We start from the raw sequence: 14,461 nt of genomic DNA, 5'->3' as shown, positions 1-14,461 counted from the left end.
CATCATAGTGATGAATTGTGACACTAAAATGACAACCGGAATTTTTTCTTAGACGCTAGACTTGCTGCATGTCTGGGAGACATTGTGAGGCAGGTAAATGACAGTCATCTGTCACTTTCATGACAATTGCATGACAATTTCTAGCGCTTGAGGGGAGAGATTAATCAGGCTGACTTAACAGCTCTGGCGCAAGACGAAACCAGAACCGACTGCCCTGGCCGATACGGCTTTCTACTTGAAGGTAGGTGCGATGATGTTCAAGTGCATGTTTTACGATGGATAGGCCCAACCCCGTTCCGCCCGTCGCGCTATTTCTATCTTTATCGACTCGATAAAAACGCTCTGTGAGGCGCGGAATATGCTCATGGGCGATTCCGTTTCCAGTATCTGCAACCGAGAATTCCGCAAAAGGCCCTACTTTGTGCCAACGGAGGGTTATCTGACCATTCGGTGGCGTATATTTAATGGCGTTGGTAAGCAAGTTTGAACAGGCTGCGTGGAGTTTTTCTTCGTTACCCCACACGTGCAAGTTCTCATCGATATGAGCATCTAAATAAATATCTTTGTCAGTAAACAACGGCCGCATCTCATTTAGTATTTGTCGCAACACAGCTCCCACTTCAACGCGTTTCGTGAAGTTATCCTGCATTTGCGATTCCATGCGCGAGAGTAACAGCAGTTGATTCACCATTTTTTGCATCCGCTGCGTCTGCAAGCTCATATCATGAACCGCTTTATCTAGCATTTCGGGCGGCAGCTTTGTGGGTGAGTCCATCATCTCCAAGTACCCATTCATGACCGTAAGAGGCGTTTTCAATTCGTGAGACACATTAGCGACGAAGTCTTTACGCATGCGTTCAAGCTTTCGCAATTGCGTCACATCGCGCGCAATTAACAGGAGTTCATCTTCTGAATAGGTCATCACGCGCAGCTCTAACTCTCGATCATCCCCCTGTGGCGAATTTAGCGTAAAAGGCTCATCGAATTCGCCCTTCTCAAAGTATTTTTTAAAGCGGGGATCGCGAATTAGATTTGTGACTTGAATGCCTTTGTCTGCCGGCCAGCGTAAGCCAAAATAAATTTGCGCAAGTTTGTTGGTCCACTCGATATTGCCATTGCGTTGCAACACCATACTGGCATCTGGCATAGCTTCCGCCGCTTGTCGAAAGCGTTGCAGCAATACCGCCAGTTGGCGACGCTTTATTTGAGCACGGCGCAGGGTTCGATATATACCATCGTAAATATCACTCCACATTCCCGGCGCATGGGGTGGCAACATGGTGCGGCTTTGCCACAACCACATATTCAAGCGATGTAAAAAGAGGTAGTTCCAGAGCAGCGCGCAAGCCAACGATAAGCTAATAGACAGCCAAAAATGGCCAGTTATCCAGCCGACGAAAGCAAACGGTAATACCCAAAGGAGTAAGCGTTTGAAAATGCGATAGAGGGTATAATGCCTTTCCATTTAGCGTGTTGAGAACCGATAGCCAACGCCTCGTACGGTTTGAATAAGGCTGTCGTGTCCGTGCCGTTCAATTGCCTTTCGCAATCGACGAATATGCACATCTACGGTTCTATCCTCCACATAAACATTAGTTCCCCACACATGATCCAGTAATTGTTCACGACTGTAAACCCGTTCTGGGTGCGTCATAAAGAAATGTAACAACCGAAACTCGGTGGGTCCCATTTCCAGGGAGTCATTATGGGCAGATACTCGGTGGGAGACCGGATCTAACTGCAAGCCATTTATATCGATAGGTTCATCAAGATGTGTAGGCGATACGCGGCGAAACACGGCCCGCATGCGGGCTATTAATTCTTTGGGTGAAAACGGCTTGGTGACATAATCATCAGCGCCCACCTCTAAGCCCTTTATCTTGTCTTCTTCTTCGCCGCGAGCGGTAAGCATAATGATTGGAATATGGCGCAAATGTTCTGTGGTTTTTACCTGACGTGCCAGTTGAATCCCACTGCCACCCGGTAACATCCAATCAAGAAGAATCATATCAGGATATGGCTCGACCATTTTTTCCAAGGCAATATCAAAATCAGCGGCTTGGATGGGCTGATAGCCATGCTGCTCCATAACAAACGCAAGCATTTCCCGAATGGGTGCTTCATCTTCTACGATCAGTATTTTACTTGGCATATGCTGTCACCTGTCCGTTTCAATACTGGCATTATGCGAACCTTATGTGACACTTTTATGACTTCTGCTAAAAATGTCGCACAATAACTCAGAAATCAGAGCGTTAGAAATTCCATAATAGACCCACAGAAACAGCAAAGGGATCATCACCAGGACTAATGCTCATGGTCTTGCCATGGCCTCCCGCCGATACGTTTAAACGTGCGTTGTTATCATTGTGCGCCGATGAAACTGTAAAATACGCGGTGGTCATTGGGGTTAACTGACGATCAATACCCAGAGTCAACATGTAACCATCATCATCGGCCATATCTTTGCTGTCGCGCACAAATAATTGGCCTTTAAGTTGATAGTCATCATTCCATCGATACGCGGTGCCAATCCCATAGACGTTCACATCACCTGTCGTCATGCCTTGTGCATGTTGCAGAAACACAGTGGTTGTCCAAGCATCGGCACGATAAACACTGCCTAAACGAACCGCCCGTAAATCGCTAAGGCCGTCGCGCCCTTGCACTTCGTAACCGATTTGCGTTGTCCATGCGCCCTGACGCCATTGCAGCATGGCGCTCCATTCATCATCTCGACTAGTGGTGCTGACACCCGTGGTTTCCCCTGCGCCGAAATGAATCACCGCATTTAAGTTATTCCAATCCGGACTTAAATATTGAATACCGTTACGAAAACGTCGATCAAAATGCATTTCACCGCTGCGCACTACGTTGCGCCCTTCGCCCACGCGATCCCGAAATAACTCAACATGATTTAAAATACGTTTCACCGGCGTGTCGATAAAACCACCACGAATGGTTCCCCAACTGCCGTTGATACCGATAAAGGTGTTCCGTGCCGAAAGGGTCGCATCACCGTCTGTCACCTGTACCGTTCGTTCAATCTGGCCCAGAAGCGAGAGCTCTTCGGTGAGCCAGTGACTCGCCGTAACGCCAATACGCGAGGAGTTACTGGAGAGGTTTAAGCCCCCATCGTGGCCGTCATAGAGATAATCTGCGGACACATGCAGCCGACCATAAAATCTCAGCTCAGTTGCTGGATCAGAAACAGACGGGGAGGCTGAAACAAAGCCAACGCTCATAGTAAGCAAAGCGGAGCAAACCAAGAGCGCAGAGGAGCGAGCCGGTGACATGCGCATAGAATACCCTCCGTGTGCGCAGATGATGAGAAAAGCGATAAGCGAGCACAATACAAATTTATTAGTGTGACGATAATATAACGGATTTATGTCGGTTTTGTTACAGCAAGCCGCAGAAAGTAGATCTTCTCGGGGTGTTTTTTTACGGCTGACAAACATCATTCATAAACAGATCGCGACGTAGGATTACTGTGTTCAAATGCCATCACTCCTGCTAAAGTCAGAGCAATAAAACAACATAATAACCGTCGGCATTGTGTAGACATTCATGCAAAAGAAAGCATCGGTATCCCGCTCATCTATACCTCGCAGTATTGCGCGCACCCTCCTCACGAGTGTGTTAACGGTATACTTCTTACTTACGCTGATTATTACGACCGGCCAAATTGCCTTTGAATACAACAACACCCGCGAAGCCCTGCTGCATGATTTACGCAATCAACACCATACTTTCGCTGCCAGCCTTGCCCGAGCCATGTGGGAATTTAACCAAGAGCAAACCAATGCATTAGCGGCAGGGTTAATCAACATTCCGGCCATTAGCGGAATCATTATTCGCGACGACCAAGAGCGCGTGCTGATTAATCAAGGCGAGACGATGAGTGTTGATCGCTTAGCATTAATCGATGATAGCGGCCCGATTCCCGAACACAGTGGTGTATTTGGTTATTACTCCCCGTTAGTGTTTGAATTTGCGGGGGGCTCAGAATTGGTGGGTGATGTGGTACTTTTTTCAAGCCGAGACATCACCATTGATCGACTCAAGCCCAGCCTGATTCTGTTGTTGGTTGGCGCCTTACTTAAAAGTTCGATTCTGATTTTATTATTCACCCTCGCGTTTCGACACTATCTTCGTGAGCCGCTTGAGAACTTAATCGAACAACTACGCAATTTCTCACCTGAGCATCCAGAAAGTTCGCAAATTCGATTGAAACAAGAAGAAGTGAACGAGTTTTCATTACTAGAAGATGCCTACAATGATCTGTTATCGCGATTGCGCGCTCATCAGACCGATCTCACCTCGGCACAGCAAGAGGTGAACGATGTAAATCGACGTCTTGAAGACCAAAATTTACTGCTCGAACAAGAAATAGCCGAGAAGACGCTGGGGATCAGTAACCTTATGTTGGATTTAGAACGTCGCCGACATGAACTAGAAATGCGCCAGCAATCGTTAGAACAGGAAGTGCACCAGCGCCGTATTACCGAATCGCGCTTAAAGCAAACCAATCAAGAACTAGAAGAAAGCTTAGAGTTTCTACAGCAAATTCGCCTGCAGTTGATGAGTTCAGAGAAAATGGCCGCGCTTGGCAACATGGTTGCGAACATAACCCACGATGTCAGCACCCCTCTGGGCGTCAGTGTAACCGCAACCAGTTATCTGCAAGAACGCTTACAGAAAATTCAGCAGCAAATGGCCGCGGGCACTGCGTCAGAGCAAGATATCAAAGATTTTATGGACACGGTTACAGAGAGCAATGCGCTCATCGAAAGCAATTTGCACCGCGCCAATGAAATTATTAGCGGTTTCAAGCAGGTTGCTGTCGATCAGGCCGCTGATCATACTCGCAGCATCCATATATGTAATTATGTACAACGCATAATCCAGTCTTTACAACCACAACTGCGCAGAAAGTCGTGTGTGGTACAACTCAATTGTCCCGACGACATTGAAGTGCGTTGTAATGCCGGCGCGTTAGCTCAAGTAATCACCAACATGATGATGAATTCCATCCTCCATGCGTTCCCAGACAATCCGAATGGCCGCATTGATATTGATGTTTCTGTGGTTTCTGATCACCTTCATATTCGTTATCGTGACAACGGGGTCGGCATGACGTCACACCAGTTACGCCAGTTGTTCGAACCCTTCTACACCACGTCTGCAGACAATGGCGGCAGCGGCTTAGGCGCGCATATAATTTATACATTAATTACACAAACCTTAGCCGGAAACGTAGAAGTGAGCAGCCAACCCGATGCAGGATTATGCTACGATTTTCAATTTCCCGTTGAGCCCATGAATGTGTCGATAAACACGACGTCTTAATTCTGACAGGGGCGGCGAACTCGGGTAGAATGCGACGCCGCTCTTTCGACCTTGCATATTTCAGGAGTTTTTTGCATGTGGTTTAAAAACCTACGTATCTATAGTTTTACCCAGCCATTCACGTGGACTGAAGCATCCGTTGCCACGCTTGAAGAACGTCGGTTTAGCCCGTGCGCCCGCTCTGAGCCATCTAGTGTTGGCTGGATACCGCCACTAGGCGCAGAAGATGGCCCACTCACTCATGAAATTGGAAGTTTTGTTTTACTGTGTTTAAAAAAAGAAGAAAAAGTAATGCCATCGAGCACGGTGAAAGCAGAACTCGAGACGCGCAAAGAGGCTTACGAGCAGGAACACGCTCGTCCCATGCCGCGAAAAGAGCAACAGACACTGAAAGAAGACATTCTGCACCAAATGCTGCCTCAGGCATTTAGCAAGTATGCGGTAACTTGGGCTATTCTAGATACTCAGTCACAACTTATTTACGTGGACGCTTCTAGTGCCAGTAAGGCAGAAGAACTAACCGCCGTATTGCGCAGCTGTCTCGGTTCACTGCCAGTGAAACCATGGGGAGGCGACCACCCCGGACACCATGTGTATACCGACTGGGTGAAGCAACAAGCGGCACCGAATGGTTTTGAGCTTGGCCTTGATGCTGAGCTGCGTGGAGAGCGTGATGATGATTCCGTTGTGCGCTTTAAGAACCACGACTTAACAACAGAAGAAGTAGCTTTGCACTTATCTCATGGCAAACAAGTCACGCAGCTTGGAATGAATTGGCAAGATCGTGTGCAATTCACGCTTACCGACGATTACGCCCTAAAGCGCATTCAGTTTGGTGATATTGTGAAAGAGCAACGGGAAGACAACAATGCAGAGTCGCGGGCAGAACAGCTCGACCTAGATTTCTCATTAATGGCGGGTGAGTTTGCTGAGTTAATACAAGCCCTGCAACAGACACTTGATATTCAACCACAGGTGGAGTCGTAAACCATGACCCCAGATTGGGCAGAACTGGATCTTGCGCCAGAGTTAATTCACGTATTATTGGAGCGGGGCTTAAATAAGCCAACCCGTATTCAGCAAGACGTGATTCCATTAGCCATGGACGGTCGCGATATTATGGCGACCTCACCCACAGGCACCGGCAAAACCCTGGCGTTTTTGTTGCCTGCGATTCAGCATCTACTCGATTATCCACGACGTGATCCTGGTGCCGCACGTGTACTCGTGCTCGCGCCCACTCGGGAACTCGCGGAGCAAATTGGCGAGCAAGCGGAAATGTTGTGCGCCGCAACGGGGCTCACATCGCTCACCGTTACCGGCGGCATTAACTTTGGTACCCATTTAGAAAAGCTCCGGAAGAACCTCGATATCCTTATTGCGACACCCGGTCGCCTTCTCGATTATCTCTCGGATCACAAATTTAGTGCTGAAGAGATTGAAATTATCGTTCTCGATGAAGCCGACCGCATGCTTGATATGGGCTTTCGCACTCCCGTAGAGCAAATCATGAACGAAGCGATGAATTTAAAGCAGCGGTTATTGTTCTCTGCCACCGCAGACCACTCCACCCTTGCGGCCTTTGGCCGAATTGTTCTAGAAAAGCCAGAAGTGGTGTTGGCCGAACCACCGAAACGTGAGCGTGGCAAAATTCATCAGTGGATTCATATCAGCGACACCCTAGAGCACAAAAAAGCCTTACTCATGCATCTTGTGCGATCGTTCAACGGGCGCATTTTAGTGTTTGTGCGCAAACGAGAGCGGGCCCACGACGTAGCCGAGTTTCTGCAGCAACAAGGTTTCGGCGCAACCGCATTAGAAGGTGGATTGCCACAAGCAGAGCGACAAGAGCGAATTAAATCCTTTAGCTCCATTCGCCAGCGTATATTGGTAGCCACAGACGTTGCTGCCCGCGGGCTTGATATCCCTGATGTCGAGCTCGTAGTGAACTTTGATTTACCACGCAAAGGCGATACTTTCTTGCACCGCATCGGCCGTACTGGCCGAGCCGGTAAAAAAGGCACAGCCGTAGCCTTGGTTGAAGCACATGATGCTGAGCATTTAGGCCGCATTGAGCGCTACTTAGGGGAGCGTATCGAACGCCGCTTCGTACCGGAATTGCGCCCGCAGTTCAAATTCCCTGATCCAGAAAAAGCCAAGAAAAAGAAAAAGAAGAAGAAAGCTGGCAAAGTAAAAGCAGGCAAACGCGCCCCAACCAAGTCTCAATCGATGAAAAAGAGCTAGCTGACAGCAGCGAAGGCGAACGCTATGTTGAAGCTGCTGGGGGCAAGATCGAGTTGCCCGGCGGCGAGCATCATGACTTTTTGCTTTAGAGTAAACACTTCGCTTTTTCAGCTCAAAGGAAATGACAGAAAGCATGTCGCGAACCACGTTCGTTTGCCACCTGCCCCTCTACTGCCACTTTTTCGTCTAGAGGAACTTCAACATCTGATTCTTGCCACCAAATCCCGATGGCACTGGGAAGCTAATGCGTTAACTCGGACTGCGCCGCCTCTTGCGCGTACTGAGTAGATACAGGAATATTTTTCGTACCGCATAAAACGCAGCAACACCCACCATGTCGGCGACAACGTCCCAAATGTCGGCGCCGCGGCCAGGGATATAGTACTGAATGAGTTCGATGGCTACTGCGTATATAAACAAGGATATCCACGCAAACCAAAGGGGCGGGCGAAAGGCAATATGAAAACTTGCCGCCAGCACGAAGAATAAACCAAAGTGAACTATTTTATCTGCATGCGGAAACTGGAACGCACCCGGAGTTGGTGGGCTTTGCATCAGAAAAAGAACTGATACGCCCAACATAATACAGGCAAATAGAATTCGGGAGACCAAAAACACACGCATCCTTATCTGGTTTGGTAAGCGTCAAACCTAGACTCTCGCTAGGAACGCTCAAATATTCCGATATGCTTGAAGCCTTGCTCGCGCAATTGAATGGCTTGTAGCCGACTCATTACACCTTGCTGGCAATACAGCACATATTGATTCTCTTTATTCAGTGTATCTTGTTTCCCTGCCAGACGGAAAAATGGAATGTGTAACACTTTGTGTCCGGGAAGATCTAACGGCATTGCTTCCACTTCATCGTCGGTGCGAATATCCAACACAATCGCTTGTTCGGGTAAATCATCGCGATAAATTTCGGGCCCTGCAACTGGATTTACCCGAACTTCACGAATATCAATCGCTCGCGCTTGCGCGACCACTTCATCGATCAGGCCGTCAGAGATTACGGCTTGCTCGGTTGCAGCGATCACTTCTGGTTTTACCTTTACCGAAGGCTGCTTTGAAATCACGCCACAATACTCTGGCACAGCCGCACTTAAATGTTCCACACCAATGGCCCGAGCTTGATCAACAATAGTTTGCTTATCACTGACAATCAATGGCCGCACAACTAATGCCGGAGTGGCGGCATCAATTAACTGTAAATTACTTAAGGTTTGGCTAGACACTTGGCCGATCGCTTCGCCTGTGACAATCGCTTGCGCTCGCACGCGCTTGGCGATTTGCCCTGCAGCGCGCATCATTGCGCGCTTTAACACAACGCCCATAGTACCTTGATCGGCGTGCTCTAAAATACGGTTTACAACTTCGCTGAAATCAACACTAATAAACTTTACCGCGTGGGTTTTGGAGTATTTTTCCCATAAGAAATAAGCAATTTCGCGCACGGCAGCTTCGTGAGTATCAGCCCCCAAATTAAAAAAGCAGAAATGAGTGCGCGTGCCACGGCGGATCATCTGAAAACTTGCAACGGAGCTATCAAAGCCACCCGACATCAAAGACAACACGGTTTCTTGGGTGGGTAAGGGGAATCCGCCGAGTGCTTGATAGCGCGTGACAACTAACGACATTTGCTCATCAATAATATGCAACACCACTTCTTCTTCTGGATCTTTTAAACGTACCGACGCGCCGGCAACGTGATGCTTAATGCCACCACCCACGTAGCGTGCGAGATCCATGGATGAAAAATCGTGGTGCCCTTTTCGTTTTACCCGAATGGCAAACGATTTATTTTGCAGCTGCTCGCCTTTGTGAGACAAAACCCACTGGAAGATATCTTCAAAATCACACAACGGAGCTTGCAGTACCTGCTCAAAATAGGAAATACCGGGCGTTTGCTGCAAACGCGCAATAACCGTTGCAGTAAGCTCTGGAATATCATCATGACTAATCTCAATACGATCCCAATGATTACGCACGCGCACCGATGTATGTAAGGGTTTTAGAAGCGTGCGAAGGTTACCCGTGAGCACTTTCACATGGCGCTGCCGTACCGAACGGCTTTTAATGGTAATTTCAGCATGGAGTCGAACAATAAAACGCATAGCAAGTTTCACAGAGCAGAAAAATGAGCGCAGAATTATACAGGATTACACCTCATTCAGCTAATGAAGCCTTTGCCAACATGGAAAAGCGGTGCAGTTCTCGCCTCCCCTGTGATATTTTATACTTATGCAAACCCAGCGTGAGCACACGGAATTATTCTGAGCGATAACCCCAGGAATCAGGAATTGTTATGTCAGAGCAAACAAGCAAAACAGAATCCATCGGTTTTGAACAAGCGATCCAAGAGTTAGAGCAAATTATCCAAGCGCTTGAGCAGGGTGATCTACCCTTGGAGCAATCGCTGCAACAGTTCGAGCGTGCCGTTGCCCTCACTCGGGTAAGCCAGAAAAAACTGCAAGATGCCGAGCAGCGTGTACAGATTCTTCTGCAGCAACAGCAAGACGAGTCGTTGGGTGAGTTCAATGAACCTGGCTCTGATGACACAAGCGCCTAATATGTCCATATCTTCACCGAGTGCTTCGCAACAAGAAGAATTTCAGCAACGTTTTTCTGCGCTGCGCCAGCGCCATGATGCGTATATGCAAACCGTGCTCTCTGTCCAAGCGCACGCAACCCGATTACAGCAAGCCATGCAGTATTCGGCCTTATTGGGTGGAAAGCGGGTTCGTCCATTTTTGGTGTATGCCACTGGCGAGTTATTTGATGTGCCCGTTGAAAGCCTTGATGCGCCCGCCGCTGCTGTGGAGTGCATCCATGCCTATTCGTTAATTCATGATGATTTGCCGGCCATGGACGACGATACATTGCGTCGAGGTCAACCGACCTGCCATGTGCAGTTTGATGAAGCCACAGCCATACTTGCTGGTGACGCCTTGCAATCGTTCGCATTTTCTTTGCTCGCGCAGCCTATTCCCCATATATCTCCAGCGCAGCAACTTCGAATGGTGCACGTATTGGCCCATAGCGCAGGTTTGCATGGGATGTGCGGTGGTCAGATGTTAGATATCGCTGCCACGGGGCGCAGTATCCAAACTGCCGAATTAGAGCAAGTGCATCAACTTAAAACCGGTGCGCTTTTACGGGCGTCGGTTCAATTAGGCGCCCTCGCGGCCAACGACGTAAGCGAGCAGGTACGAAGCGCGCTCGATGAGTTTGCTGATGCCATTGGTTTGGCGTTTCAGGTGCAAGACGATATTCTTGATGTCACTGGCGACACGCAAACACTTGGTAAAACACAAGGTTCTGATCAAGCACTGCATAAATCAACGTATCCTGCTTTACTGGGGCTCGCGGGATCGCAAGCGCTGCTCCGTCAATTACACGAAAAAGCGCTACACGCGCTCGCCTTGATCCCGTACAATACCGCCCTCTTAGAGAGCTTTACAGAATACCTTGTTAAACGAGACCGGTAGTAACATGACGCATGCAACGAACCCAGCGTTTCCGCTGTTAGAGAAAATTGACTCCCCTGCCGATTTGCGTGGTTTACCCAAGCAATCGCTCAAGCAGGTGAGCGACGAGCTGCGCCATTATCTCCTTACATCGGTAAGTAAAAGTAGCGGTCACCTTGCCTCAGGTTTAGGTACGGTAGAACTTACCGTGGCACTGCACTATGTCTACAAAACGCCGTTTGACCACTTGGTTTGGGACGTTGGTCATCAAGCCTATCCGCATAAGATTCTCACCGGACGTCGCGATGCATTGCATACCATTCGTCAAAAGGACGGATTACACCCGTTTCCTTGGCGCGATGAGAGCGAATATGATGTGCTTTCAGTGGGTCACTCCAGTACATCCATTAGTGCCGCTTTAGGCCTTGCGATTGCTGCTGAAAAAGAAGCCGCAAATCGAAAAGTGGTTGCCGTCATTGGTGATGGTGCCATGACTGCTGGGATGGCATTTGAAGCCCTGAACCACGCCGGTGATATTTCACCGGATATGCTGGTTATCTTAAATGACAATGACATGTCTATTTCCGAGAATGTGGGTGCATTAAATTCTCATTTCGCGCGATTACTCTCGGGTAAGTTCTATACCACCTTACGTGAAGGCGGCAAGCAGCTGCTTAGTGGCATGCCGGGTATGCGCGAGCTCGTGAGTAAAGCCGAAGAGCATGTAAAAGGCATGGTTACTCCTGGCACTATCTTTGAAGAGCTGGGCTTTAATTACATTGGCCCTATTGATGGCCACGACGTCGATAGCCTTGTAGAAACTCTGCAAAATATGCGTTCGATGAAAGGGCCGCAATTGCTGCATGTTGTTACTCGCAAGGGCAAAGGCTACGCTCCCGCTGAGAAAGACCCTATTGGCTACCATGGGGTACCGAAATTTGATCCCAGCACGGATTCATTGCCATCAAAACCAGCCAGCGTGCCTTCTTATTCTGCGGTGTTTGGTGAGTGGTTATGTGAAATGGCAGCCGCTGACCCGAATGTGGTGGGAATCACGCCGGCGATGCGCGAAGGTTCTGGCATGGTCGAATTCGCCCGACGTTTCCCAAAACAGTATTATGACGTTGCCATCGCTGAGCAACATGCGGTTACCTTCGGGGCGGGATTAGCCATTGCGGGTATGAAACCCGTGGTTGCCATTTATTCCACCTTTTTGCAGCGGGCCTACGATCAGCTCATTCATGATGTCGCCCTGCAAAATTTACCGGTTCTATTTGCTATTGATCGCGCCGGTATTGTTGGTGCCGATGGCCCCACACATCAGGGCGCCTACGATCTGTCTTACTTGCGCTGCGTGCCGAATATGGTGGTGATGACCCCATCTGACGAGAACGAGTGCCGTCTGATGCTTTATACCGGCTATCAGCATAACGGACCGAGTGCGGTTCGCTATCCCCGTGGCAATGGTGTGGGTGTTAGCTATACGCCTTTAGAAACGCTTCCTATTGGGAAGAGTGTTGAGAAGCGACGTGGTGAGCGTGTAGCTATCTTGAATTTTGGTATTTTATTACCGGAAGTGATGAGCGCAGCTGAGACACTCAACGCCACTGTGATTGATATGCGGTTTGTGAAGCCTCTGGACCATGAGGCTATTTTGGCGGCTGCCAAGGATCATGAACTTCTTGTTACCGTGGAAGAAAATGCCGTTGCAGGGGGTGCAGGAAGTGCCGTGAGCGAGCTTCTTCAGACCCAAGGCGTCACCACCCCTGTCCACTTCCTCGGCCTGCCTGATGAATTTATCAAGCATGGCAGCCAAGATGAAATTCGAGCCGAGCTCGGCCTCAACGCCGCGGGCATCACCGCCCAAATCAAAACCCGCTTAAAGTAACCAACGCATTGCGTTGGTTACGGTTATAGCCAGCCTAGGCTGAGGGCTATATGCATCAGTATCAGGGTAAAAAAACCTGCCAACACGTCATCAAGCATAATGCCTAATCCGCCGTGTACCTTTTGATCCAGCCAGCGAATGGGCCAGGGTTTGAGGATGTCAAAAAACCGGAACAGGATAAAGGCGACAAGAAGTGTGAGCCAGCTCACCGGTACGGCGATCATCGCAATCATATAGCCGGCAATTTCATCCCATACAATTGCGGGTGCGTCGTGCTCACCCATCGCTTTTGCGGTTTGCCCGCATAGGTAAATACCCACCAGAGTAACCACGGCAACCACACCAAGATAGGCCGCCACGTCGAGGGGAGCAAACAACAAAACCAACAGAATAGCGGGAAGAGTGCCAAAGGTACCTGGCGCTTTCGGTGCCAACCCGGTTCCAAACCCTAATGACAGAAAGTGAACCGGATTCTTCAATAACTGGCGCGGCGGTATGCGTGCAGGGGCCATAATAACTCCGTTATAAACGCTTAAAAGTGACTGTAACTCTGGTTGTCAAAATTGACTCTTTCACCCGCATGGGTATAGCGCAATCCAGCTTCTTTTTCGATCACGCCAATTGCGGTAACTGCTACACCTGCTTGTCGACTGATAGTTTCAAATGCCCCTCGTCGACCTTCAGGAACGGTAAAACATAACTCATAATCGTCGCCCCCAAACAGCTGATAGGGCCAACCTTGCTCTCCCTTCACCACTTCAGCAAATGCTTGCGAACGCGGCAGGGCCGCCAAATCAATGCGAGCTCCCACGTTTGATGCACTCAGTATATGCTGTAAATCGCCACCTAAGCCATCTGAAAGGTCGATAGCGCTATTGGCTTGGTTACGAATAAGTGTGCCCAACATGACACGTGGCGTTGGCCGGAACAAGCGATCGTTCAATGCATCACGCACGGAATCACTGCACGATGAACTTAACTTGGCTTGCTGTACTGCGAGCGCAAGTGCGGCGTCACCGAGAGTTCCACTCACGTAGATGCGATCACCCGGTTGGGCGCCGCTGCGTAACAAGTAGCGGTCTGTAGGTACAAAGCCATGCACCGTTAGCGTTAAAGTAAGCGGGCCTCGGGTAATGTCACCACCTATCAAACTACAGTGATGATAATCAAGCATATCAATCAAGCCACGGCTGAAATCGTCCAGCCAAGCTTCATTAAAATCGGGTAAGGTAAGGGCAAGTGACGCCCAAGCAGGCTCGGCGCCCATGGCAGCAAGATCGCTTAAGTTCACTGCTGCTAGTTTATGACCAAGTGCGGAAATGGGGGTGTGCTCATCAAAATGCACACCTTGCACCATGGTATCGGTAGTGACTGCGATATGAGAGTTCGTTGGGGGCGCAAGAATGGCCGCGTCGTCCCCCACCGAAATTGGCACATCCGCACGTTTCACGCCGCGCTCTTTAAAAAAGCGCTCAATGAGTGCGAACTCGCGCCGGGTAGAGTCCATCAG

The 14,461-nt window shown here is 49.2% G+C and carries 13 protein-coding genes; 6 read left to right on the top strand and 7 right to left on the bottom strand.

Translation table 11 applies throughout. The annotated features are described in order from the left end of the window. Positions 1-160: 160 nt before the first annotated feature. From phoR to HXZ99_RS09835, 3 genes are all read right to left on the bottom strand, one after another. A complete protein-coding gene (phoR, locus tag HXZ99_RS09845) occupies positions 161-1,465 on the bottom strand; it encodes a phosphate regulon sensor histidine kinase PhoR (RefSeq protein ID WP_194757125.1) in 1,305 nt (434 codons plus the stop codon). Beyond that, complete coding sequence (gene phoB / locus HXZ99_RS09840) at positions 1,466-2,152, bottom strand: phosphate regulon transcriptional regulator PhoB (protein WP_194757124.1); 687 nt, start codon at positions 2,150-2,152, stop codon at positions 1,466-1,468. 103 nt (positions 2,153-2,255) lie between these two features. Further along, positions 2,256-3,302, bottom strand: a complete 1,047-nt coding sequence (locus tag HXZ99_RS09835) for a porin (RefSeq protein ID WP_194757123.1) — start codon at positions 3,300-3,302, stop codon at positions 2,256-2,258. 268 nt (positions 3,303-3,570) lie between these two features. Here HXZ99_RS09835 and HXZ99_RS09830 point away from each other — a divergent pair, with 268 nt between their 5' ends. From HXZ99_RS09830 to srmB, 3 genes are all read left to right on the top strand, one after another. Further along, a complete protein-coding gene (locus tag HXZ99_RS09830) occupies positions 3,571-5,352 on the top strand; it encodes a sensor histidine kinase (protein WP_194757122.1) in 1,782 nt (593 codons plus the stop codon). A gap of 75 nt (positions 5,353-5,427) precedes the next feature. Next, positions 5,428-6,339, top strand: coding sequence for a recombination-associated protein RdgC (gene rdgC / locus HXZ99_RS09825; RefSeq protein WP_194757121.1), 912 nt, complete (start codon positions 5,428-5,430; stop codon positions 6,337-6,339). A gap of 3 nt (positions 6,340-6,342) precedes the next feature. Continuing rightward, positions 6,343-7,596, top strand: a complete 1,254-nt coding sequence (gene srmB / locus HXZ99_RS09820) for an ATP-dependent RNA helicase SrmB (protein WP_194757120.1) — start codon at positions 6,343-6,345, stop codon at positions 7,594-7,596. 249 nt (positions 7,597-7,845) lie between these two features. Here the strand turns inward: srmB and HXZ99_RS09815 are convergent, their stop codons facing one another. Both HXZ99_RS09815 and thiI read right to left on the bottom strand, forming a co-directional pair. Further along, positions 7,846-8,214: a VanZ family protein gene (locus HXZ99_RS09815; RefSeq protein WP_331458491.1), complete on the bottom strand. Its 369-nt coding sequence runs from the start codon at positions 8,212-8,214 to the stop codon at positions 7,846-7,848. Positions 8,215-8,258: 44 nt separating this feature from the next. Then, entirely contained in the window at positions 8,259-9,710 is a 1,452-nt protein-coding gene (gene thiI, locus HXZ99_RS09810) for a tRNA uracil 4-sulfurtransferase ThiI (RefSeq protein WP_194757119.1), read from the bottom strand. A 191-nt stretch (positions 9,711-9,901) separates the two neighbouring features. On the opposite strand from thiI, the gene HXZ99_RS09805 reads away from it, so the two are divergent. Genes HXZ99_RS09805 through dxs form a run of 3 tightly spaced genes read left to right on the top strand, consistent with a single transcriptional unit; the run spans position 9,902 to position 12,951 of the window. Further along, positions 9,902-10,165 carry an exodeoxyribonuclease VII small subunit gene (locus HXZ99_RS09805; RefSeq protein WP_194757118.1) on the top strand — a complete coding sequence of 88 codons (264 nt, stop codon included), beginning with the start codon at positions 9,902-9,904 and terminating at the stop codon, positions 10,163-10,165. A 1-nt stretch (position 10,166) separates the two neighbouring features. After that, complete coding sequence (ispA, locus tag HXZ99_RS09800) at positions 10,167-11,084, top strand: (2E,6E)-farnesyl diphosphate synthase (RefSeq protein WP_194757117.1); 918 nt, start codon at positions 10,167-10,169, stop codon at positions 11,082-11,084. Positions 11,085-11,088: 4 nt separating this feature from the next. Continuing rightward, positions 11,089-12,951, top strand: coding sequence for a 1-deoxy-D-xylulose-5-phosphate synthase (gene dxs / locus HXZ99_RS09795; RefSeq protein WP_194757116.1), 1,863 nt, complete (start codon positions 11,089-11,091; stop codon positions 12,949-12,951). Positions 12,952-12,974: 23 nt separating this feature from the next. Here the strand turns inward: dxs and HXZ99_RS09790 are convergent, their stop codons facing one another. Together HXZ99_RS09790 and thiL are read right to left on the bottom strand one after the other, a co-directional pair. Next, positions 12,975-13,463, bottom strand: coding sequence for a phosphatidylglycerophosphatase A family protein (locus HXZ99_RS09790; protein WP_194757115.1), 489 nt, complete (start codon positions 13,461-13,463; stop codon positions 12,975-12,977). A 20-nt stretch (positions 13,464-13,483) separates the two neighbouring features. Next, positions 13,484-14,458, bottom strand: a complete 975-nt coding sequence (gene thiL, locus HXZ99_RS09785) for a thiamine-phosphate kinase (RefSeq protein ID WP_194757114.1) — start codon at positions 14,456-14,458, stop codon at positions 13,484-13,486. Positions 14,459-14,461: the final 3 nt, after the last annotated feature.

This window comes from Aliidiomarina indica (assembly GCF_015354615.1).
GTDB classification, from domain to species: domain Bacteria; phylum Pseudomonadota; class Gammaproteobacteria; order Enterobacterales; family Alteromonadaceae; genus Aliidiomarina; species Aliidiomarina indica.
The sequence above is the reverse complement of the archived record's forward strand: the minus strand, read 5'-3'. Positions and strand labels throughout refer to the sequence as shown.

Coding starts and splice junctions, on each gene's coding strand:
- thiL (WP_194757114.1), bottom strand. CDS start 14,458: ATGGACTCTACCCGGCGCGAGTTCGCACTCATTGAGCGCTTTTTTAAA.
- HXZ99_RS09805 (WP_194757118.1), top strand. CDS start 9,902: ATGTCAGAGCAAACAAGCAAAACAGAATCCATCGGTTTTGAACAAGCG.
- phoR (WP_194757125.1), bottom strand. CDS start 1,465: ATGGAAAGGCATTATACCCTCTATCGCATTTTCAAACGCTTACTCCTT.
- HXZ99_RS09790 (WP_194757115.1), bottom strand. CDS start 13,463: ATGGCCCCTGCACGCATACCGCCGCGCCAGTTATTGAAGAATCCGGTT.
- phoB (WP_194757124.1), bottom strand. CDS start 2,152: ATGCCAAGTAAAATACTGATCGTAGAAGATGAAGCACCCATTCGGGAA.
- srmB (WP_194757120.1), top strand. CDS start 6,343: ATGACCCCAGATTGGGCAGAACTGGATCTTGCGCCAGAGTTAATTCAC.
- HXZ99_RS09835 (WP_194757123.1), bottom strand. CDS start 3,302: ATGCGCATGTCACCGGCTCGCTCCTCTGCGCTCTTGGTTTGCTCCGCT.
- rdgC (WP_194757121.1), top strand. CDS start 5,428: ATGTGGTTTAAAAACCTACGTATCTATAGTTTTACCCAGCCATTCACG.
- thiI (WP_194757119.1), bottom strand. CDS start 9,710: ATGCGTTTTATTGTTCGACTCCATGCTGAAATTACCATTAAAAGCCGT.
- ispA (WP_194757117.1), top strand. CDS start 10,167: ATGTCCATATCTTCACCGAGTGCTTCGCAACAAGAAGAATTTCAGCAA.
- dxs (WP_194757116.1), top strand. CDS start 11,089: ATGACGCATGCAACGAACCCAGCGTTTCCGCTGTTAGAGAAAATTGAC.
- HXZ99_RS09830 (WP_194757122.1), top strand. CDS start 3,571: ATGCAAAAGAAAGCATCGGTATCCCGCTCATCTATACCTCGCAGTATT.